The organism is Rothia mucilaginosa (assembly GCF_964210535.1).
Lineage (GTDB): Bacteria > Actinomycetota > Actinomycetes > Actinomycetales > Micrococcaceae > Rothia > Rothia mucilaginosa_F.
This window is the reverse complement of the sequence record NZ_CAXOMR010000002.1, coordinates 54,978-75,708: the sequence shown is the minus strand read 5'-3', so window position 1 is coordinate 75,708 and position 20,731 is coordinate 54,978. Positions and strand designations below refer to the sequence as shown.

Annotated in this window: 17 protein-coding genes; 5 read left to right on the top strand and 12 right to left on the bottom strand. The window is 61.8% G+C overall.

Features of this window, described 5'->3' with window-relative positions; translation table 11 throughout:
- Window positions 1-321: 321 nt before the first annotated feature.
- The 3 genes from AB8C10_RS01555 (at window position 322) to AB8C10_RS01545 (ending at window position 2,531) form a co-directional block, all read left to right on the top strand.
- A complete protein-coding gene (locus tag AB8C10_RS01555; protein ID WP_368866616.1) occupies window positions 322-1,599 on the top strand; it encodes a dicarboxylate/amino acid:cation symporter in 1,278 nt (425 codons plus the stop codon).
- Between the two features lie 123 nt (window positions 1,600-1,722).
- Complete coding sequence (locus tag AB8C10_RS01550) at window positions 1,723-2,229, top strand: PaaI family thioesterase (protein WP_070847530.1); 507 nt, start codon at window positions 1,723-1,725, stop codon at window positions 2,227-2,229.
- A gap of 53 nt (window positions 2,230-2,282) precedes the next feature.
- The gene (locus AB8C10_RS01545) at window positions 2,283-2,531 is read left to right on the top strand and encodes a hypothetical protein (protein WP_049341350.1); all 249 of its coding nucleotides are present in this window, start codon (window positions 2,283-2,285) and stop codon (window positions 2,529-2,531) included.
- Window positions 2,532-2,803: 272 nt separating this feature from the next.
- Here the strand turns inward: AB8C10_RS01545 and AB8C10_RS01540 are convergent, their stop codons facing one another.
- Entirely contained in the window at window positions 2,804-3,415 is a 612-nt protein-coding gene (locus AB8C10_RS01540) for an ANTAR domain-containing response regulator (protein WP_049327112.1), read from the bottom strand.
- Window positions 3,416-3,867: 452 nt separating this feature from the next.
- On the opposite strand from AB8C10_RS01540, the gene AB8C10_RS01535 reads away from it, so the two are divergent.
- On the top strand, window positions 3,868-4,770 hold the full coding sequence (locus AB8C10_RS01535; protein WP_368866615.1) for a PIN-like domain-containing protein: 903 nt from the start codon (window positions 3,868-3,870) through the stop codon (window positions 4,768-4,770).
- Between the two features lie 151 nt (window positions 4,771-4,921).
- Here the strand turns inward: AB8C10_RS01535 and AB8C10_RS01530 are convergent, their stop codons facing one another.
- Both AB8C10_RS01530 and ftsY read right to left on the bottom strand, forming a co-directional pair.
- Entirely contained in the window at window positions 4,922-5,968 is a 1,047-nt protein-coding gene (locus AB8C10_RS01530) for a glycosyltransferase (protein ID WP_368866614.1), read from the bottom strand.
- Between the two features lie 208 nt (window positions 5,969-6,176).
- On the bottom strand, window positions 6,177-7,286 hold the full coding sequence (ftsY, locus tag AB8C10_RS01525; protein ID WP_311453000.1) for a signal recognition particle-docking protein FtsY: 1,110 nt from the start codon (window positions 7,284-7,286) through the stop codon (window positions 6,177-6,179).
- Between the two features lie 180 nt (window positions 7,287-7,466).
- Here ftsY and AB8C10_RS01520 point away from each other — a divergent pair, with 180 nt between their 5' ends.
- Window positions 7,467-8,885 (top strand): MFS transporter, encoded by a 1,419-nt coding sequence (locus tag AB8C10_RS01520; protein WP_368866613.1) that lies wholly within the window; start codon window positions 7,467-7,469, stop codon window positions 8,883-8,885.
- Window positions 8,886-8,969: 84 nt separating this feature from the next.
- Here the strand turns inward: AB8C10_RS01520 and AB8C10_RS01515 are convergent, their stop codons facing one another.
- The 9 genes from AB8C10_RS01515 to pnuC form a co-directional block, all read right to left on the bottom strand.
- Window positions 8,970-10,421 carry a hypothetical protein gene (locus AB8C10_RS01515; protein WP_368866612.1) on the bottom strand — a complete coding sequence of 484 codons (1,452 nt, stop codon included), beginning with the start codon at window positions 10,419-10,421 and terminating at the stop codon, window positions 8,970-8,972.
- Window positions 10,422-10,696: 275 nt separating this feature from the next.
- Window positions 10,697-12,118 carry a hypothetical protein gene (locus AB8C10_RS01510; RefSeq protein ID WP_368866611.1) on the bottom strand — a complete coding sequence of 474 codons (1,422 nt, stop codon included), beginning with the start codon at window positions 12,116-12,118 and terminating at the stop codon, window positions 10,697-10,699.
- A gap of 639 nt (window positions 12,119-12,757) precedes the next feature.
- Window positions 12,758-13,573 carry an indole-3-glycerol phosphate synthase TrpC gene (trpC, locus tag AB8C10_RS01505; protein ID WP_368866610.1) on the bottom strand — a complete coding sequence of 272 codons (816 nt, stop codon included), beginning with the start codon at window positions 13,571-13,573 and terminating at the stop codon, window positions 12,758-12,760.
- A gap of 14 nt (window positions 13,574-13,587) precedes the next feature.
- Window positions 13,588-15,198, bottom strand: coding sequence for an anthranilate synthase component I (locus AB8C10_RS01500; protein ID WP_368866609.1), 1,611 nt, complete (start codon window positions 15,196-15,198; stop codon window positions 13,588-13,590).
- Between the two features lie 288 nt (window positions 15,199-15,486).
- Complete coding sequence (ribH, locus tag AB8C10_RS01495; protein WP_005506244.1) at window positions 15,487-15,963, bottom strand: 6,7-dimethyl-8-ribityllumazine synthase; 477 nt, start codon at window positions 15,961-15,963, stop codon at window positions 15,487-15,489.
- Between the two features lie 63 nt (window positions 15,964-16,026).
- Window positions 16,027-16,779: a GTP cyclohydrolase II gene (locus AB8C10_RS01490; protein WP_368866608.1), complete on the bottom strand. Its 753-nt coding sequence runs from the start codon at window positions 16,777-16,779 to the stop codon at window positions 16,027-16,029.
- Window positions 16,780-16,787: 8 nt separating this feature from the next.
- Window positions 16,788-18,080, bottom strand: a complete 1,293-nt coding sequence (ribB, locus tag AB8C10_RS01485; RefSeq protein ID WP_368866607.1) for a 3,4-dihydroxy-2-butanone-4-phosphate synthase — start codon at window positions 18,078-18,080, stop codon at window positions 16,788-16,790.
- A gap of 265 nt (window positions 18,081-18,345) precedes the next feature.
- On the bottom strand, window positions 18,346-19,656 hold the full coding sequence (ribD, locus tag AB8C10_RS01480; protein ID WP_368866606.1) for a bifunctional diaminohydroxyphosphoribosylaminopyrimidine deaminase/5-amino-6-(5-phosphoribosylamino)uracil reductase RibD: 1,311 nt from the start codon (window positions 19,654-19,656) through the stop codon (window positions 18,346-18,348).
- The gene (gene pnuC, locus AB8C10_RS01475) at window positions 19,657-20,388 is read right to left on the bottom strand and encodes a nicotinamide riboside transporter PnuC (RefSeq protein WP_005507473.1); all 732 of its coding nucleotides are present in this window, start codon (window positions 20,386-20,388) and stop codon (window positions 19,657-19,659) included.
- Between the last annotated feature and the right edge of the window lie 343 nt (window positions 20,389-20,731).

The following is a 20,731-nucleotide window of genomic DNA, read 5'->3' as shown; positions in this document are numbered from 1 at the left end:
TAAGTCCTTGCGCCGTGCCATATAGCGGAATACCGGGCTGCGTGGAAAGAGTTTTACCTCATATATAGGTGATGTATAGGTGCTCGTGGGGTGCGTTTGGCGAGTTTTTCTCACGCATACTGTGCCCCAAGCCACTATGTTAGGTGGATAATAATACAGTTTCCAGATAATATATAACCTTATTATCGCCTCCAGCGTAGGAACCCCCCACACCCCGTGTATTCATAGGCAGAACTCTACCCAGAATTCACCGGCAGGATTCATCGGACTGTGAGGGCACCTCCCGCGCTCAACACACAACGAACCCTCATTTAGGAAACTATGAAGGCACTCAAAAAACTACCCCTTCTCGTATGGATCCTCATCGCGATTGCATCGGGTGTACTCATCGGCTTGCTGACCCCCGGAATGATTAGCGGCATCAATGACGCCACCGGCGCAGCCATCCCCACTGACCTCATTGTGCAGATCTTTGTCTCCTTCTCTACCGTGTTCAGCGCTTTCCTGAGCTTCGCGATTCCGCTGATTATTATCGGCTTCATCGTGCCCGGCATTGGTTCCCTCGCTCAGGGCGCCGGCAAGATGCTCGGCATCACCGTGGGTCTGGCGTACATCTCCAGCATCCTTGCTGGCTTCCTGGCGCTGACCTGCGCACTGCTGCTCTACCCCATCATTCTGCAGGGTCAGCAGCTGGCGTCATTCGACAACCCGGAGAACGCGCTGTCCAAGGGTTACATCTCCTTCGAGCTAACCCCGATTATGGGTGTGCTCAGCGCGCTGATTCTCTCCTTCATCCTGGGTCTGGGCATTACCGCACTGAAGACCCGTGCAATGCTGAACCTCTTCGAGGACTTCCAGATCATCGTTGAGAAGATGCTCAGCTACGTAATCATCCCCCTGCTGCCGGTGCACATTGTGGGCGTGTTCGCGAACATGACCCTCGCCGGTCAGGTGGCGAAGATTCTCTCGGTCTTCGGCCTCGTCTTTGTCATGGTGATTATCCTGCACTGGGTCACCCTGGCCCTGCAGTACTCGGTGGCTGGCGCAGTCTCCCGCCGCAACCCTGTCCAGATGCTCAAGACCATGCTCCCGGCATACTTCACCGCAATCGGTACCCAGTCTTCGGCTGCAACCATTCCGGTGACCGTGCGTTCGGCAAAGAAGGCTGGTATCTCGCCCCGCGTGGTGGACTTCGCGATTCCGCTGTGTGCGACCATTCACCTCTCCGGCTCCATGATTACCATTACCTCCTGCTCGGTGGCAGTGCTGTTCATGACCGGTCAGCACCCCGACTTCGGTAGCCTGATTCCCATGATTCTGGTGCTCGGCGTGATGATGGTTGCCGCTCCCGGCGTTCCCGGCGGTGGCGTGATGACCGCGATTGGTCTGCTGCAGTCCATGCTCGGCTTCGATGCCTCCATGATTGCCCTGATGATTGCTCTATACCTGGCTCAGGACTCCTTCGGCACCGCAACCAACGTGACCGGTGACGCGACCATCGCAGCCCTGACCGAGCGTATTTCTAAGGCAATCGGAGTGAACCCCGATAAGGAAATCCGCGACGAGGACATCGAAAAGGCAGAAGCTATTTCCGCCTAATCCTCATCCGCTCACATAGCGTTTTTCAGCCCCGTCTCCCCCGTAAGGAGGCGGGGCTGATGCGTACCCGGAGCCTCCCCCCGCAGGTCAAAGCACCAAAAACCGAGGAGTACACTGGAAGTCATGACTGAAAACAACACACAGCACGCACCCGTCCGCGCGGCAGCACCCACAACCCTCACCGCAGAAGAAATCAAGGCACAGCTGACCGAAAGCGGCATCCCCGAGCACCTGCACTCTTACTTCCCCCGCGGCCTGGGCGAGCTCATCCCCGCCATGGGCATTAAGTTCCAGGAACTCACCGCAGAACGCACCGTCGCGACCATGCCCGTCGCCGGCAACACCCAGCCCATCGGCCTGCTGCACGGCGGCGCCAACGTGGTCCTTGCCGAGACCCTCGGCTCGCTCTCCGCAGGCGTGCACGGCGGCGAAGACCTCGTAGCAGTCGGGGTGGACATCAACGCAACCCACGTGCGCCCGGCAGTCTCCGGCGTGGTCACCGCAACCTGCACCGCCGTCAAGCTCGGACGCACCCTGTGCATCCACTCCATCGACATTGTGGATGAGCGCGGCCGCACCACCTGCACCGCACGCATCACCAACATGCTCATCCCCCGCCCCACCGCCTAACGACTACCGCCTAAGCTAAAGTAGAGGGAACGACCCCCAACGAAAGGACAACCATGGCCCGCGAGCGCACCCCCTATTTCAAGCGCTACCCGAAGATTGTGCGCGCCAAGCGCATTGTCCTGCCCATCGCAATCGGTGTGATGCTGGTGTGCCTGGTGACCGCGATTAATAATCCCGGTAGCTTCTGGTGGCTGGGCGTGATGCTCGGTACCGGCGGCATGCTCTGGGCTGGTTCTCCGACGGACCGCCCCATTAGCGGCCCGAACAATGATGACGACGATTTGAACCGCTACCTGCGCTAGGCTCTGCCTGCATTAGGGTTCCAACCAGCACTAGGTTCCCGCCAGCGCTAGGCACCCGGTTCGCCGCGCGTACCCGCGAACGGTCAAAAATGAACGGTTAAACACGAACGCCCCGTCCCTCAGCTTCATCGTGAGGGGTGGGGCGTTTGTGTGTCATGAATAAAGGTGCCGGTTCATCACTGCACCAGCTGTGTGTGCTCAGCGGCGAATCCTAGTCTTCGCCGTAGCGTGCATTCGTACCTGTACTGTCACGTACTGTGTACGTCTTGTGCTTAGGAGAGCTGCTTGATGATGGTGTCGGAAACTTCACGCATGGACAGGCGGCGGTCCATGGAGGTCTTCTGAATCCAGCGGAATGCTTCCGGCTCGGTCAGGTTCATCTTGGTGATGAGCAGCGACTTTGCGCGGTCAACGAGCTTGCGGGTCTCGAACTGGTCGCGGATGGTGCCAACTTCCTTCTCGAGGGCGCGAATCTGCTCGTAGCGGCTGATTGCCACCTCGATTGCGGGGACCAGGTCGTTCGGGGAGAACGGCTTGACGACGTACGCCATAGCGCCTGCCTCAACGGCACGGTCAACGAGTTCCTTCTGGCTGAATGCGGTCAGCAGAACGACGGGAGCAATCTGTTCCTTCGCAATTTCTTCAGCTGCGGTGATGCCGTCCATAATCGGCATCTTTACGTCCATGAGGACGAGGTCGGGGCGGTGCTTCTGCGCCAGTTCGACAGCGGTCTTGCCGTTATCGGTTTCTGCAACAACATCGAAACCCTGGTCCTTCAGAATTTCTACGATGTCGAGGCGAATCAATGCCTCGTCTTCTGCCACGACGACGGTGCGGGCGGGACCCTGCTCCTCTGCCTGATCCTGAGTGGTCAGCTCTGACATTACTCTTCTCCTTTATCAAATTTCAGTCACTTTAAAGTTTACAGGAGGGAATAAATGTTCATCTACTTTCGCGCCTTGTCCCCCGCGTGTTATATGCGTCCTATGTGCAGGTGGGAGGGGTTTTCTGATGTCATTTTGGGCACCACCCCTCAGATTTTGCACATTAATGCATGTTTTTGTTCTATACTGCTCATAACCATGAAGAAAACCGTGAAGAAAAAGCCGCACAACATAGACATACGCGGCGAAATTCACACCTAAAACATAGACCCGAAAATGACTCTGACATGCAGTAACACACCCTCGGGTTAGACACAAACGTAATAAACAAAATATTTATACCGAAACTCCATGACCTGCCAAAGAAGGCCGATACACTGGAATGGATTATTCTCCTCGACTTCTCCGGCACTCGCATTTGACCGACCATACTCGATACCCGGAGGGGATTCATGTCAATCACCCGTCAAGCACGCACCCTGTACTCAGACTTCGTCGAGTACAAGGAACTCGACCGCGAACCGCTGACTTCCATTCACCCCGGAATTCTCGTCGCCTTCGACTCCACCGCGCTTGCAAGCCTCTACAACTACCCAACCCACGTTAGCGACGAAATCCTCCGCGTCTACTCCCAACTCCGCGGACACGCCTTCCTCCCCCACCAGGCACTCAAAGAATTCTGGGCAGCACTCGACGGCGCCTCCCCCGTGCCCGCCGCTGCAGAACGCGTCCGCTCAGCGCTCGCATCCTTCAAAGAAACCCTGCCTGAAGAACGCAACTCCCCCTGGAGCGCGCTGCGTTCCGTCACGCACCAGCTGGACCACTCCATCGCGCAGATCATGCGGATCCTTGAACCCACCACCGACACCGGATCCATCAACATGGCACGCCGCGAAGACGACACGATCCTGCCGCGACTGAACCGCATCTTCACCGGACACGTAGGCGCAGCACCCAGCCCCGAACGCCACGAACAGCAGTGCCGCGAAGCTCTTGAGCAGGGCCACCCGCTGCTCGCTAACGCCAGCTTTGACGCCGACTTCGCGCTCTGGAACCAGTGCGTTACCGAAGCAACCACCCGCGTGAAGGGCACCGACTGCGTCTTCGTCACCGGCGGTGTGCGCGACACCTGGCTGCGCAACGGCCCGCAGGTCCGCGCCGCATCGGGTAAAGAGCCCGTGCGTCAACTGGCAAACCGTCAGCTGCTGCGTGAATACACTAAGGCAACCGGAGGCGGCGTGTTCCGCATCTACACCGTCGAGGAGATTCTGCGACTCGCCTCCAAGCAGTACGGCGTGACCGTCAGCGACGCTACCTATAATGCGATTCGCGCGGAACAGCCCGTCGCTGTGTAAATTCGCCGTATAAAGTCACCGTATAACGTCACGGCTGAGAATAATCCCACCACACCACACCCACCACCATTAACCGCGAGAAGCCACATGTGTTTCGAGAAGCCACTAAAAACGTGGCTTTTCGAAACACATGTGGCTTTTCAGTGTCTAGCTAGTTCTCACGGCTGGCGCGGTACAGCTCAGCGGCGCGCTCCTCCGAAGACTCGTCATCACCGAGCATCAGGTAGCACAAGTACAGGGTGAAAGCGGCGCGGCGGTCGGCGGCGAGCACCTCCGTGTTATCACCCTCAGGGGTGCTGAAAGCAATAACGTCGTGCGCCTGGGGCAGGGCTGCGATCAGGTGCGCGGCGGTTTCGTAGCCGTCCTGGTTGCCGGGCAGGGTGACGTGGTGCGGCTCCTGGTTCTTGTCAGCAGCGCCGGATTCCGCTCGGGCAGCCTGGAAGTTAGCCTTGAGGACGTCCTCAACACGGGTCATCAGCTCATCGTCGGGCAGTGCGCGGTCATCCGCGGCAAATGCAATGTGGATGCCGTTCAGAGTCTCGTAGGGGTGCTCACCCGCGTAGTATCCGGCGGCGAGCGCATAGCCGGTGAGCAGCTGCGCCTCAGCGGCGGTGAAGGTGCCGCGCGCCTCACGCAGGGCGGGCAGCAGAAGCTCGGCCAGGAGCGGGTGCAGGGACTCGGGGGCGTTCGCGATAGCCTCCTGCAGGGACTCTTCCGCCTCCGCGGTGGGCTCGGCGTTGAGCAGGGTCAGGAAAGCCTCATCGGTGCCCTCCCAGTAGCGGGCAATCAGCACAAGGGTTGCAACGAGTGCGAGAAGTTCGCGGTAGTCGCCGGAACGGTCAGCGCCGAAAGTGTCAGCAACAACGCGTGCGAGCATGCGGGCGGCAATGTTCTCGAGGATGAACTCGTCGTAGGCGTTGTCGCCGGGCCAGTTTGCGGGGTCGAGAAGGTAGCTTTCGTCCAGGTACCGCAGCACGGGTTCGAGGGGCACGGGAGCATCCGCAGCGAGGTCGGGGCGGCACTGCTCAACCCAGCTGTTCACGGTCGCCTCGTCGGCGATGCCGGTAGCCTCAGCCAGCTGGGCGCGCGAAAGACTGTAGGGTGCAACGAGTGCCGCGAGGTCGTCGCACGCGCCGTTGGAGCGGTAGGTGGGTCGGTAGTTAGCGCTGGGGAGGGTTCCGGGGAGGGTGGCTGCCATGGTGGCTCCTTCGCTGAGTTTCGGGGTGAATTGGGTTGTATGGTGTGTGATGCGCCGGGCCGTTTGGGGGGCTGTGCGTCTTCTAATTTCAGAATATCCCAGAGCCTCGAATCATGTACTGCCCGTCGTCATTACCCGCCCATTAACCGCGAGAAGCCACATGTGTTCACAACACATGTGGCTTCTCGGCGCAAGAGGGAAAAGGATGCTAGTCCAGCAGCGCGTCCACGAATGCTTCCGGGTCGAACGGTGCCAGGTCGTCCGGGCCTTCACCCAGGCCGATGAGCTTGACGGGAACGCCGAGCTCCTCCTGAATAGCGACCACGATACCGCCCTTCGCAGTGCCGTCGAGCTTAGTCAGCACGATACCGGTGACATCCACGATATCGCCGAAGACCTTCGCCTGAACCATACCGTTCTGGCCGGTGGTCGCGTCAATCACGAGCAGAACCTCGGTGACCGGCGCTTCCTTCTCGATAACGCGCTTGATCTTGCCGAGCTGGTCCATCAGACCGGACTTGTTCTGCAGGCGACCTGCGGTGTCCACGAGCACGGTGTCGACGCCCTGCTCCTTGCCAGCCTTCACGGCATCAAACGCGACGGATGCGGGGTCGGCGCCTTCCTTCTCGGAACGCACGGTCTTCACGCCCACGCGGTCGCCCCAGGTGGTCAGCTGCTCAGACGCGGCCGCACGGAACGTATCCGCAGCACCCAGGAGCAGGGTCTGACCGTCAGCGACCATCACGCGGGCAATCTTACCGACCGTGGTGGTCTTACCGACGCCGTTCACGCCAACGACCAGCACCACGCCGGGGTTGCCGTCGCTACCGGCGGTCTTCAGTTCGCGGTCCATGTCGGGGCGGACGATCTTCACGAGCTCTTCGCGGAGCATCTTCTTCACGGCGGCGGGGTTGCTCGTGCCCTCAACGCGCACGCGCTGTTGCAGCGCCTCCACCAGGCGGGTGGTCGGTTCAGAACCGAGGTCAGCGAGCAGCAGGGTTTCTTCCACTTCGTCCCAGACGTCCTGGTCGATGCGGTCGCGGGAGAGCAGAGCCAGCAGGCCCTTGCCGAGCATGTTGTTGGAGCGTGCCAGGCGGGCACGCAGGCGCACCAGGCGACCCGCGGACGGGTCGGGCATATCAAGTTCAATAGCGCGAGGTGCCGAGCTTTCGGGTTTTTCCGCCGAACCTCCGGAGGCTTCTGCCGCCTCCTGACGCAAAGACTGCAGGTTCGCGGTCTTCTTGGGTCGGCGCAGAACGGCGAAAAGTATACCGGCGATCACCAGCACACCCAGCACGATTGCGCAGATTATCATCATCGTTTCATTCACACTACTAGCTTACCGGTTTGGGCGGTTTGGCTGGTCGAGATTACGCGCATGCCCGGCTGTCGGCGGAGTAGACTGGACACTGTTAACTTTTTTAGCCGAACACATGATGGGCGGTTGCGGGTGGGGCCTGCGGCTGCTGCACGGCACCGCACGATTTCGAGGATGAACATGAGGAACCCTGCCACAACACCGCCTGTTTTTGACCCGCGCACGATTGACCCGAACCGTGTGCCGACCGGTTTGAAGGTTCTGATTGTTGCGTCGTTCATGATTGCGGTGGGTTTTGGTTTGGTGGCGCCGGTGCTGCCGAACTATGCGCAGAATTTTAATGCCACGGTCACTATGGCGACGATGGTGGTTTCTGCGTTGGCGATTACGCGCCTGATTTTTGCGCCGTCGGCGGGTCAGCTGATTACCCGTTGGGGTGAGCGTCCGGTGTACACGATTGGCATGCTGATTGTGTCGGTGACGTCGTTTATGATTGCGTTCGCCTGGGATTATTGGGTGCTGCTGGCTTCGCGTGCGGTGGCGGGTATCGGCTCGGTCATGTTCACGGTCTCTGCGATGGGTCTGCTGGTGCGCCTGTCCCCGGCGCATATGCGTGGACGTATTTCGGGCTATTATGCGACGGCGTTCCTGCTGGGTAACCTGCTGGGCCCTGTGATTGCGAGCGCGCTGGCGCCGTTTGGTATGCGTGCGCCGTTCATTGTGTACGGTTTTTCGCTGCTGGCGGCGGGTCTGATTGTGTGGTTCATGATGCCGTCGCAGGCGGCGCTGGAGGCGGAGCGTGACGCCATTATGGAGGCGGCAGCGCTGGCAGAGGGTAAGGGTACCGGGGTGTTGCCGTCGGCGGCGCCTTCACCTGCTGACACTCAGGCTGGCGCATCCGGCAAGGCGGCTAAGCCTGCTGCATCCGGCAGCGCTGCGGGTAAGAGCGACCTGCCTGCGATGACGGTTCGTGACGCGTTGAAGTTCTCAAATTACCGTTCTGCGTTGGTGTCGAACTGGGCGATTGGCTGGTCGGTGTTTGGTGTGCAGTCGTCGATTATTCCGTTGGCGGCGGCGTATTTGGCGACTGGTGGCGACATGTCGGATTCGGTGGCGGCTACCTTGTTGGCTTCTTTGGCGATGGCGACGAACTCGTTTGGTAATGCGTTGACGCAGACGTTCTCTGGTCGTTTTTCGGATCGTTTTGGTCGCCGCGTGATGGCGTTTTCGGGTCTGCTGTTGGCGGGTTCTGCGGTGACGGTTATGGGTTTCGCGCCGGTGGCGTGGGTGTTTGTGTCGTTGACGGCGTGCCTGGGTATCGGTGCGGCGTTTATGGGACCGTCGATTCAGGCTGCGGTGTCTGATGTGATTGGTACTCGCCGTAGTGGTGGCCAGGTGTTGGCGGTGTATCAGATGGCTAGCGATTTCGGTATGATTTTGGGCCCGCTGGTGGCTGGCATGATTGCGGATGCGTGGGGCTTCGTTCCGGCGTTTATCATGAGTGGTTTGTTGCTGGTGGCGGCGGCGTTTACGTGGGCGCCGTTCCGTAAGGCACGCTGGCCGAAGGATATTGCGGACGCGGACTATACGGGCCGCTAAAAGCTCCCTAATAGGTAAAAGCCGGTGCCCGGTTCCTGCTGTGTGGCAGGACCGGGCACCGGCTTTATGTGTTTATTTTTGATTCTAGGGAACGAGCACGGCGATACCGTACATCATCTGGTCTCCCCAGAGAATCAAGACCCACGGGATTGATGTAAGAATCCCAAGTCCCACTAGCGTGGGGCGGTACCATCGGCTCTTTGGCAGGTATGCCGCTACCAGCAGTGCCAGCGGGAACAGCGGCAGCAGGATACGGATGGTGGAGGAAATCGGGTGCCAGAGAATGAACAGGTATCCCATGTAGCAGGCGGTCCACAGCCACAGTGCCGGGTGGATGAGGGTGCGGCTGAATTTGCGGGAGATCCAATAGTAGAAACCCACCATCGCTGCGATGAATAGGATTGCTACGACGGCTTTAGGGAGTGTACCTCCGAGGTAATAGTAGATGCGGAGTATCCACTGGGTGAAGAATTGGTGGCCTTCTCCGGGTTTGCGGTTGCTCCAGCCGAGTTCTGTTGCGAAGTAGGCGTCGAGGCGTCCGGTGTGGATTGCTGCGTGCAGGGGGTGCAAGAATGCGAAGAAGCAGACGAGCAGGGCGCCGAGGAGCTGGCCGAAGCGTCCGCGGAATGCTGCCCACGCATCCGCAGGGGCGAAACGTAGGTCCCCGCCGAGGCGGCGACGGTAGTCAACGGCGGTGCACCACAGCCACCACAGGCCGACAAATGCACCGAGGGGAACGCCGACCGGGCGTGACAGGGCGGCGAGGAACGCTACGGGTAGTAGCATGAGGTATCGGCCGCGGAGTACGCACCATACGCTCAGAGCAATCAGCAGGATGGATAGTGCTTCTGCGTAGCCGGTGATGAAGACGGGGCTGGCAACGCTGAATGCGTACACGGCGACAGCCCACAGTGCTAGGCGGTTGCGGGATTCGTCGCCGACAAGTGCACGGGTGTCGAAGACGTTGCGGTCACGCCAGTTCAGGCAGCCGATGAAAAGGCGGTACATTACATAGGCCAATGCGAAACCGGCGGTGAGGGTCAGTGCAAGCGTTGCGACACGGTACTCGATGCCGAGTACGTTAGCGATTCCGCCGGCGATTAGGGGTTGTAGCGGCATGAACGCCCAGGTGTTGTTGTCCACCGTGCCGTTGGGGCGCATGGGTAGTTCTTGCGGATACCAGTCGGTGTAGATACGTTCGTAGAGGAGGGCATCCCACCTGTTCAGGAACCCGAGGAGGTCATTGTGCTGACCGAAGTCAATGAGGGGGTGGGTCCTGTGCTGTTCGAGGGCGATAGCGAGCATGCCCAGGTGGAGGATGCATGCTACAGCCCAGATGATGAGGGCTGGGATCCAGGTGCGGCGGGCGGGTAGTAGCTCGGGTTGGTTGGTTCCGGACCCTGAGGAGGCGGTTTCGCCTCTCCCCTGTGTGGAGGGTCGGTGTGCTTCTAGCGTCGGTATAGGACCGGTGAGGAAGCCATAAAAGAAGTTACGCAGGTTGAAGGACGGTACGGCCCGCCCAAGGTGTTCAGCCATGGTGTTCCTGTGTATGTGTGAATGAATAGTGGTGTGTTTCGGCGCTGCTGCCAGGGTGCTTGGCGTGTGTCATGATCCTGGGTTGCGCAGTGCATTATGATGAAACGTTTCCCATAGAATACCAACTAATCTACAGTTTTTGGCACATTACAGGGGTCTCACCTGAAAACTAACCATAGATATAAGTCACATATCATTTGGGGGTGCCCATAGACAAAGCCGGTGCCTGCTATGTAGCAGACACCGGCTTTCATGATCTTGTTAGTTAGGGAGTTCTAGGGCAGGAGCCAGACGGGCCCAATAACGTCCGGGCCGCCCCAGAGCAGGCGCATCCACAGGGCGGAGCCGAGCAGACCCGCCAGTACCAGCAGGAGGCGGTACACGCGGCTCTTCGGCAGGTAAGCGGCGACCAGCAGCGACAGCGGGAACAGCGGCAGCAGAATACGGAACGTAGACGGCGTCGGGAGCCAGAAGATGAACAGGTATCCGGCGTAGCAGGCGGTCCACAGCCACAGGGCGGGGTGCAGCAGGGTTCGGGTGAACTTCTGCGACATCCACCAGTAGAAGCTCAGGATGAGGAGCACCAGGCCCGCCCACATGATGATGGCGGGTACGGAGCCCACGTAGTAGAGGTTGAACTGGTGGACCCACTGGGCGAAGTACTGGTGGCCGTCTTCGACCTTGCGGAAGCTCCAGCCGAGTTCGGTGGCGAGGTACGCATCCATACGTCCGGTGCGCAGTGCCGCGTGCAGGGGGTGTACGAAGGCGAAAGAGCAGACCAGCAGGGCACCCAAGAGCTGACCGAAGCGTCCACGGAACGCAACCCACGCATCCAACAGGACAGACTGCGAAGATTCATCAGCGCGGCGAGCAAGATAGTCAGAGATCGTGCACCACAGCCACCACAGGCCAACGAAAGCACCCAGCGGAACACCCAGCGGGCGGGACAGTGCCGTCATAAGAGCTACAGGCAGCAGCAGGATATACCTGCCGCGCACCACACACCACACACTCAAGGCAAGGAGCAGAGTGGAAAGAGCCTCGGCGTAACCGGTCACGAAGATGGGGCTTGCCGGGCTGAATGCGTACACGGCGAGCGCCCACAGGGCGATGCGGTTTCGGTTCTCGTCGCCAACGAGTGCGCGGGTGTCGAAGACGCCGCGGGCACGCCAGTTTAGGGAGCCCACGAAGAGGCGGTAGAGTACGACCGCCAGGGCGAGGCCTGTGGCGAGGCTGACTCCGACCGCGGCGAGGCGGTATTCGATACCGAAAATGTCAGCGACTTTGCCGCTGATCATTGAGTGGAGGGGCATGAAAGCCCAGGAGTTGAAGGACACGGACCCGTCGGCGCGCAGGGGCAGTTCGGTGGGGTACCACTCTTTGTAGATGCGCTGGTACCAGCCGGCGTCCCAGATGTTCAGGTAGGAGAGGAAGCCGTTGTGGTTTTTGTTTTCGTGGCTGAGGGGGTTTCGCTGGTCTTCGGCAAGCGAGTATGCGAAGGTGACGAAGTGGGTTGCGCAGGCTAGTGCCCAGATGAGGAGGGCGGGCATCCAGGTGCGCCAGGCAACCAGCTTCTGGGGGTTGGCGGCGGGTTCGGTGTTACTCATCTTAGTTTTTGTGGAGGGGCGCTGCGCTTCGAGGGCAGGCACGGGGCCGGTGGAGGAGCCGGATGAGAGGTCACGTTCGATAAAGGACACAGGTTTTCCTGGGGATTGAGCCATAAGTATTCTCGCGAGTGTAGTGTGGACGCATGATGGATATTCCGGCGCTGCACCTGTTGGACCGTGTCTATTAGATACGGCGGGTGCTGCCCAGTCCAAAGCGGGTGGTGCAGTTTGGTGAAATATCCATGTGTAGACTATCAACGAACTGACGGCGTCTCAATGTGAACGCGCGGCCTGTGCGTAATATGACGTTGTGCATGGGTAAAGCCGGTGCCTGCGAGGGGGCAGACACCGGCTTCACACGCGCCAGGCTTATGTTCAGGAAATAGATAAAGAATCCGACAGGATCAATAACCCCAGAATTAGGTGAGCTGACAGTATCCCCCAACCCCAGACCAAGCCACCTATAATCCCTACCCCCAAAGGATTGGCGTGCTACCTCTGAAACCCAACCCCAGACCATCCTCATATACCCTAGGCTGAGGCGAGCTAGCCCGAGAAAGAAACCCCGTACCAAGCATCTATCTCAACCAACCCGAGGGGTAGGCGACCTAGAGGGCGTACCGGGCACGCGAAGCGGGGGCTCCGTCCTCAAGGCGCCCCAGCACCGAAGAGGGGGCACTCCCCCGCGAGCGTGAACCGGTACAACCTCTCAAACAACTAACCCACAGGCTAGCGGGTCACAGGCACCTTGGAGAATTCGCGCACTGTACCTTCGGGGTCGCCGGAGCGGACCAGCGCTTCACCGATGAGGATTGCGTCGGCGCCGGCACCGGCGTAGGCGCGCACATCCTCGATGCTGGCAACGCCGGATTCGGCGACCTTGATGACGGAGTTGGGCAGGTGCGCCGCGAGGGATGCGTAGTGCTCGTTATTGACCTCAAGGGTCTTGAGGTTGCGCACGTTGATGCCCACGATCTTGGCACCGATGCGCTGGGCGACCTCGATTTCTTCGGGGGTGTGGGTTTCGACGAGGGCGTTCATGCCGAGCGATTCGGTGAGTTCGAGGAACTCGCGCAGGGTCTGCTCGTCGAGTGCCGCGACGATGAGCAGAACCAGGTCGGCGCCGTGTGCGCGTGCCTCCCAGATCTGGTATTCGTCGACGGTGAAGTCCTTACGCAGCACGGGGATGTTCACGGCGGCGCGCACTGCGTCCAGGTCGGCGAGGGAGCCGTTGAAGCGGCGCTGTTCGGTGAGCACGGAGATTGCTGCTGCGCCACCTGCCTCATAACGTGCGGCAAGCGCGGCGGGGTCCGGAATCTCGCCGAGGGCACCTTTGGAGGGCGAGGAGCGCTTCACCTCGGAGATAATACGTGCGGTCGAGCCGTTGCCGCCGCCGGGTACCTCACCGCGCAGGGAGGCGAGCGCGTCACGGGCGGGTGCGGCTGCGAGGGCGCGCTTCTTCATCTCCTCGAGGGGAACCTGCTGTACGCGGGCGGCGAGGTCTTCGCGGACGCCAACGATGATGTCGTCGAGAACGGTGCTCATGGTGTCTCCTTGGGTTACTGGGCGGCGTTGACGGCCGCGTCCGCGTCGAGGGGTGCCAAGCCGGAGGCGGTCAGCACGGCGCGCAGCGGGGCGGCGGACTTGTTGACGGTTTCGAGGGTTTCGGAGTCCGGGTTGGAGTCCATGACGAGGCCCGCACCTGCCTGCACGTAGGCGGTGCCTTCCTTGAGTACGGCGGTGCGGATGGCGATGGCCATGTCCATGTTGCCGGCGAAGTCGAAGTAGCCGCACACGCCGCCGTAGACGCCGCGGCGGGTGGGTTCGTATTCGTCGATGAGCTGCATGGCGCGCGGCTTGGGTGCACCGGAGAGGGTGCCCGCCGGGAAGGCGACGCGCAGCACGTCGTAGGCGCTGAACTGCGGGTCGAGTTCGGCGCTGACGGCGGAGGAAATGTGCATGATGTGGCTGAAACGCTCAATGATCATGAACTGGTCGACGGACACGGTGCCGGGCTTGGCGATGCGTGAGAGGTCGTTGCGTGCCAGGTCGACGAGCATGAGGTGTTCGGAGCGTTCCTTTTCGTCGGCGAGCAGTTCCTCGGCGAGTGCGAGGTCTTCTTCGCGGGTTGCGCCGCGCGGGCGGGAACCGGCGATGGGGTGGGTGCTAGCGATGCCGTCCTTGAGGGTGACGAGCGCCTCCGGGGAGGAGCCGACAATGTGGAACGGGGTGCCGTTGCTGTCTTCGAAGTTGAAGAGGTACATGTACGGCGAGGGGTTGGACTGGCGCAGTACACGGTACACGTCGAGTGCCTTGGCGTTGGTTTCGGCTTCGAATCGGCGTGAGAGCACGATCTGGAAGACGTCGCCGTCGATAATGTTCTTCTTAGAGCGGTCGATGGCGTCCTTGAAGCCCTGTTCGCTCCAGGTGAGGGTGACGTCTTCACGGACCTTACGGTCTACGTCTGCCACGCCGGAGAGAATGGAGGTGGTCGCTGCGGCGCCGCGCTGCAGGCGACGGAGCATGCTGTGCAGGCGCGCAACAGCATCCTCGTAGGCGCCGTCAACGTTTTCGCTGGTGCCGTTGAAGTTAATGGCGTTGGCGACGAGCAGGACGGTGCCGTCCTTGTTGTCGTGAATTGCCATGTCGGAGACCATGTTGAGCGCGAATTCAGGCAGGTTCACGTCATCGGCGGGCGGGTACGGCAGGTGCTCCCAGTGGCGCACAACGTCCCAGCCGAGGTAGCCGACCAGGCCGGAAGTGAGCGGCGGCAGGGTCGGGTCGGGTTCGGTGTAGAGCATCTGCAGGGTCTTTGCGATGGCTTCTACGGGGTCGCCGTCGACGGGTGCGCCGGCGGGGGTGCGTCCCTGCCAGTGGACTGCGCCGTCAACGGTGGTGAGGGTCGAGCGGGAGGATGCGCCGATGAAGGAGTAGCGGTCCCAGGCTGCGGATTCGCCTTCTGCGGAGATTTTGGCGGATTCGAGCAGGAAGGTGCCGTGGGCGGCTTCGACGGGTTCGCCCTGGTCGTTTTGGAGTACGAGGGATCGGTAGATGCCGATGGGGGTGAGTGAGTCGGCGAGGATTTTGATGTGTACGGGAATGACGCGGGTGCCGGCTGCGCGGGCGCGGAATTCTTCGAGGCTGGGGGTGATGGTGCCCAAATCCTGCATTGCTGTACTCCTTGGTGTTGGGTTGGACCTGCCGATGCGTGACATGACAGTGTGGGCATGCCAGCTTAGGGCATGTCGGCGCGGGTGTTGAGCCTAGTCAGTAAGGTGTGCTGAGCCGGCGGTTAGCGCGTCGGTGCGCTGTCACCTCATGGCGTTCTGGCGCTGGGGCTCGGTACGTTGAAGCTCAACGCCGCGTGTTGTTTCAGTTTAACCGGTGCTACGGCCCAGTTCCACGGTGAAGATCCATGAGTTCTCTTCGTGAAACTGAGCCGCGTACCGTTCAGCGTATTAGTTGCTGAACTGCTTGAGGGTTGCTGCGGTCTGCAGTGCCGCTGCGGTCGCCTCGTAGCCCTTGTCTTCGTTGGAGCCTTCCAGGCCCGCACGGTCGAGTGCCTGCTGCTCGTTGTCGCAGGTGAGCACGCCGAAGCCGATGGGGCGGCCGGTCAGCACGGACACGTCGGTCAGGCCGTTGGTTGCGCCCTGGCAGACGTAGTCGAAGTGGGGGGTGCCGCCGCGGATGACCACGCCGAGCGCGACGATAGCGTCGAACTTCTCAGCGAGGCGGGTTGCTGCGACGGGCAGTTCGAAGGTGCCGGGAACGCGCACGAGGGTCGGCTCGATGCCTGCGTCACGTGCTGCGCGCTGTGCACCGTCGATGAGGCCGTCCATGACCTGGGTGTGCCAGCTTGCCGCTACGATTGCGAGCTTGAAGCCCTTGTAGTCTTCGGGGTTGAGGGTGGTGTCTGCTGCGCCTACGCCGCTCATAGTGTTCTCCTTGTTTTGGGTTTTGAAAAGTTTAGTGTGCCGGGGTTGTTTGCAGGGCTGCCGCTACGCGCTTTTGAGCACGTGGCGCATACGCTCACGCTTGGTCTGCAGGTAGTGGGCGTTCTCAACTCGGGCGGGAATCTCGTCTGGGATGAGTTCGGTAACCTGCAGGCCGAGGCTTTCGAGCGCCTCCTGCTTGGCGGGGTTGTTGGTCACGAGCCTCAGCTCGTTCACACCGAGTTCCTGCAGAATCAGTGCCGCCTGCGAGTAGTCGCGCATGTCGCCGTCCAGGCCGAGCGCCAGGTTCGCGTCGAGGGTGTCGAGCCCGGCATCCTGCAGTGCGTAGGCGCGGAGCTTGTTGACCAGGCCGATGCCGCGTCCTTCGTGGTTGCGCACGTAGATGAGGTACCCGCCGGTGCGGCCAATGATGCGCAGGCCGTTCTCCAGCTGGGGTCCGCAATCGCATCGGAAGGAACCGAAGATGTCGCCGGTGGCGCATTCGGAGTGGATGCGTACCGCGGGCGCTCCCCCGTCCTCGGCGGGTACGGGGGTGCCGTCACGGTCGAGGGCGCGGGCGCTGATGTGCTCGGCGCCGTCCGCGAATCGCCAGGCGCGCAGACCGAACACACCCTGCGGGGTGGGTACGGCGACCTCTTCGGTGCTTTCGACCAGTAGCGGGCTGGGGTTGGGCACCATGTCGAGGGGGCTGACGCGGTAGCCTTCAGCGAGCTCGGAGGCGATGCGCAGGGATTCGGCGCTGAGCTCTTCAGCCTGCGCCTCAACCGGCGTTGCTTGGGTGTTAGAGGTTTCGCTCATGCGTTCTCCTACGCCTTAGCTACGTACTTGATGAGGTCTTCGATAGAGATCATGGGCAGGTTGTGCTCGGTTGCGAAGGCGCGCAGGGCGTCGAAACGCATCATGGAGCCGTCATCGTGCACGACCTCGGCGATAACGCCCACGCCGGACAGGCCCGCCGCGCGGGAAAGCTCCACTGCGGCTTCGGTGTGGCCGGGGCGCTCCGCCACGCCGCCGTCCACGGCGCGCAGCGGGAAGATGTGGCCGGGGCGGGTAATATCCGCCGGGGTGGAGGCAGCGTCCGCGAGGATCTGCACGGTGCGTGCGCGGTCCGTTGCAGAAATGCCGGTGCTCACGCTGGAGGCCGCATCGCAGGAGACGGTGTAGGCGGTGCCCTTGGGGTCCTCGTTGTTGATGACCATGGGCGGCAGGTTCATCTCGTCGGCACGCTTGTTGCTCATGGGCGCGCACACCACGCCGGAGGTGTAGCGAATCATGAAGCCCATCAGCTCGGGGGTTGCGTGCTCGGCTGCGAAGATGATGTCGCCTTCGTTTTCGCGGTCCTCATCGTCAACGACGACCACGGCGCGACCGGCAGCGATAGCGTCCACTGCGGTCTGCACGCTGTCGAGCATGCTTGCGGCGTCGGCGCGGCGGGGTGCAACCTGCTCACCGGAGTGCGCAGAGTCAGCCTGGGGCACGCCTGCGAACGCGGTCAGGCGCTGCACGTACTTAGCGAGCGCATCGGTCTCAAGGTTCACGCTGTCGCCGACCTTGAGCGCGCCGAGGTTGGTTGCCTTCAGGGTTTCGGGAATCAGGCCGACCTCGAACCATGCGGGGGTTTCGCCGGGCTCAGAAACGGCGGTGACGGTCAGGGACACGCCAGACACAGCGATGGAGCCCTTCTCAGCCAGCAGGGGTGCCAGCTCGGTGGGCAGGTTGAAACGCAGGGTGCTCCACGCCTCGTGCGCGGTGACGGATGCGAGGGTACCGACCGCATCCACGTGGCCCTGCACGACGTGACCGTCGAGGCGGCCACCGGCGGGCAGGCAGCGCTCCAGGTTGACGGTGTCGCCGGGGTTCAGGTTGCCGAGGTTGGTGCGGCGCAGAGTCTCACCCATGGCGTAGGCGCGGAACTGGCCGGGCTGCAGCTGGTCGAGGTCGATAGCGGTGAGGCATACACCGTTGACGGCGAGGGATCCGCCGTGTTCGAGGTCGGCGACAATGTCTCCGGCGTTGAGGGTCAGGTAGGCTGCGTCGCTACCTTCGATGGGGGTGATGGATTCTACGGTGCCGAGGGCGCCAATGATTCCGGTAAACATGTGTGCTTTCCTTTTCTCGCCGTGTCCGCCGGGGCGTCGTCGTTGAGGGCGACGGGCGGCGATGGTTTGTTCGTCGGTATAACTATACGTATTTTTCGAATATTCCCCGTGACGGGGAGCTTTTGTGCCAGCATGCGAACCAGCCGACACAAACTAGCCGGGCGCCGGCGGGGGGTCTTTGAGGTACTACTCCCCCGCCCGCGCTCAGCCGAAGGGAGACTAGCCCAAGCGGAGGCTAGTCCAGCCGCGACTAGTCCAGCCGCAGCTAATCTAATCTCGGTTCGGGCGCGTGGCAGGCGTCCAGCTTCGGCAGGGTGCGCCGCTCACCCGGTTCCTGCGCCGTTCCGCGAGGTGCCGGCACCAGGTGCGTTGCGGTGTCATTACCGAGCACGCGCACCGCCGGGAACATGCCCAGATCGTCCAGTTGCAGGCGCGGCGCCTGCGCGAGGGTGTCCACGAGCAGCCGGTACACGGCGCTCTTGCCCTGCCCCATGATCATGGGGGCGCGGTACCAGACCATCTCATCGATAAGGTCTTCACCGGCGAAGAGGCCAACCATGCCGGGGCCGCCCTCAATCATGAGGTGCCGCACCCCGCGGGCGTACAGCTCATCGAGCAGTTCGCGCGGGTCGTGGGTGAAGACCTGCAGGAAGTTCTGCGGGTCCGCCTCCACACCTTCGGGCGGGTTGAGGCCGCGCACGCGGTAGTTCTCGGTAATCTCGGTTTTACCCATGACCACGCGCAACGGCTGCTTCTCGAAGCGTTCCCCGTTGGCGTCGCGCGCATCCAGGGTCGGGTCGTCCATGAGGGTGGTTCGGGTGCCGATCATGACGGCGTCGGCGCGGTGACGAATCAGGTGCCCGTCAATGCGTGCGGCGGGGCCGGTAATCCACTTGCTCGTGCCGTCAGCAGCCGCGATGAACCCGTCCAGGGTGGACGCGCTCTTTGCGGTAATGAAGGGGCGGCGTTCGGCGGCGGCAATGAACCAGCGCTCGTTCAGCAGGTAGGATGCGTCCGCGAACTCCTCCATGGCGTGCACGGTGACGCCCTGCGAGCGCAGGTAGGCGGCGCCTCCAGCTGCGTTTTCGGTGTCGTCGCTGTAGGCGTAGTAGAGTTCGCTGATGCCTGCCTCGGCGACGGCGTGGGAGCAGGGGCCGGTGCGTCCGGTGTGGTTGCAGGGTTCCAGGCTCACGTACATGCGTGCACCGGTGAGGTCGGTTCCTGCCGCGCGGGCGGCGGCGAGTGCGTCAGCTTCGGCGTGCGGGGTGCCTGCGCCTCGGTGGTAGCCCACGTGCAGCAGGTGCCCGTCACGGTCGGTGATGACAGCACCGACGAGCGGGTTCGCGCCGCGGATGCCCTGGCGTGCCGCCTGCAGGGCCAGGCTCATTGCCTCGTCGTGGCTGAGGGTCTGCTCGGGGTCGGGCAGCTGGAGGGTGCGTGCGGCGGGCAGCCCAGCGAGGTGACCGTACTCAGCAGCGGAGTAGTCCGCATCGTTGTGCGGCAGGTGCGTGCTGGGGGTAACGGTTGCGGGCAGGTGCGCGCTCGCCAGCACCTGCAGCGAGGGGTTCTGCGGCATTTATGCACGGCCCTTCTTCACGTCGGTTACCTCAACGGTCACGTCGGGGAACTGGGTCTGTACCCGAGTCTTCTGCGCCTCCAGGTTGCGGGTGCGCCACCAGACGAAGAAGCCGACCAGGGTGAAGCATCCGTAGAACACGTACATGAGCGAGGTTGCGTAGTAGCCTGCGCTCCACAGCAGCGGCACGCCGACCAGGTCGACGGCAACCCAGATGAGCCAGAATTCAACCCAGCCGCGCGCCATGCCGTAGGTGGCGAGCAGCGAGCCGGTAAAGATCCAGGCGTCGGACCAGACCGGTTCGTAGGAGCCGAGGGCACGGAAGATGGGGGTGAGCAGCAGGGTGCCTGCAACCATGGCGACAACCAGACCTGCGCGTTCAGTGTTAGTAGCCCACTTGGGGATCACCGCGGCACCTTCGGAGGCGTCACCACCGGCGGCGCGGGTGGCGCGCCAACGGTGCCAGCCCCAGATAGAAACAGCAATGAACATGATTTGGCGGCCTGCCTGGCCGAGCATGGTCACGGGGTGCGGGCTGCCAACGAGGGCGCCCAGGAAGACGGTGAGGAGCAGCAGGTTGCCGAGAATGCCGACGGGCCACGCCCATACTTTGCGTCGCATTCCGCCGAGCGCCGATGCCAGGCCGAATGCGTTTCCGAGAACTTCGCGCACGAGGAGGGACTGGTCCCCCACGTGAATTTGTGCGTCGAAGAGCCACCGCAAGATGTCCATTTGTTTCTTTCCTCTCTGAGTTGGACCGTGTGTCGGATGCGCTGTGTGCGCATCTGCGGCGGCTCCGGGGAGAGGAACAGAAAAGGGCGGCTACCGCGGGCATCTTAAGGGTGCCCGGTATCCGTGGTGAGGCGGGAGCGGCGAATCAGCCAACCGTAGCTGAAAACCGCAACTGAGATCAGCCGGCTGCGGTCGAGGGGAATAACGTACCGGCACCTAGGAAAGGTGCCTCTCCCCTGTCTCGCAAAAAGCCATCTCACAGAAAACCGCTGCGCTCTTAAGCAACAGTTTTCGTGAGCAACAGTTTTCTCAAAGAACTGCTTCGGTACACTCTGCACGCTAT

Coding starts and splice junctions, on each gene's coding strand:
- AB8C10_RS01555 (WP_368866616.1), top strand. CDS start 322: ATGAAGGCACTCAAAAAACTACCCCTTCTCGTATGGATCCTCATCGCG.
- AB8C10_RS01550 (WP_070847530.1), top strand. CDS start 1,723: ATGACTGAAAACAACACACAGCACGCACCCGTCCGCGCGGCAGCACCC.
- AB8C10_RS01545 (WP_049341350.1), top strand. CDS start 2,283: ATGGCCCGCGAGCGCACCCCCTATTTCAAGCGCTACCCGAAGATTGTG.
- AB8C10_RS01540 (WP_049327112.1), bottom strand. CDS start 3,415: ATGTCAGAGCTGACCACTCAGGATCAGGCAGAGGAGCAGGGTCCCGCC.
- AB8C10_RS01535 (WP_368866615.1), top strand. CDS start 3,868: ATGTCAATCACCCGTCAAGCACGCACCCTGTACTCAGACTTCGTCGAG.
- AB8C10_RS01530 (WP_368866614.1), bottom strand. CDS start 5,968: ATGGCAGCCACCCTCCCCGGAACCCTCCCCAGCGCTAACTACCGACCC.
- ftsY (WP_311453000.1), bottom strand. CDS start 7,286: ATGATGATAATCTGCGCAATCGTGCTGGGTGTGCTGGTGATCGCCGGT.
- AB8C10_RS01520 (WP_368866613.1), top strand. CDS start 7,467: ATGAGGAACCCTGCCACAACACCGCCTGTTTTTGACCCGCGCACGATT.
- AB8C10_RS01515 (WP_368866612.1), bottom strand. CDS start 10,421: ATGGCTGAACACCTTGGGCGGGCCGTACCGTCCTTCAACCTGCGTAAC.
- trpC (WP_368866610.1), bottom strand. CDS start 13,573: ATGAGCACCGTTCTCGACGACATCATCGTTGGCGTCCGCGAAGACCTC.
- AB8C10_RS01500 (WP_368866609.1), bottom strand. CDS start 15,198: ATGCAGGATTTGGGCACCATCACCCCCAGCCTCGAAGAATTCCGCGCC.
- ribH (WP_005506244.1), bottom strand. CDS start 15,963: ATGAGCGGCGTAGGCGCAGCAGACACCACCCTCAACCCCGAAGACTAC.
- AB8C10_RS01490 (WP_368866608.1), bottom strand. CDS start 16,779: ATGAGCGAAACCTCTAACACCCAAGCAACGCCGGTTGAGGCGCAGGCT.
- ribB (WP_368866607.1), bottom strand. CDS start 18,080: ATGTTTACCGGAATCATTGGCGCCCTCGGCACCGTAGAATCCATCACC.
- ribD (WP_368866606.1), bottom strand. CDS start 19,656: ATGCCGCAGAACCCCTCGCTGCAGGTGCTGGCGAGCGCGCACCTGCCC.
- pnuC (WP_005507473.1), bottom strand. CDS start 20,388: ATGGACATCTTGCGGTGGCTCTTCGACGCACAAATTCACGTGGGGGAC.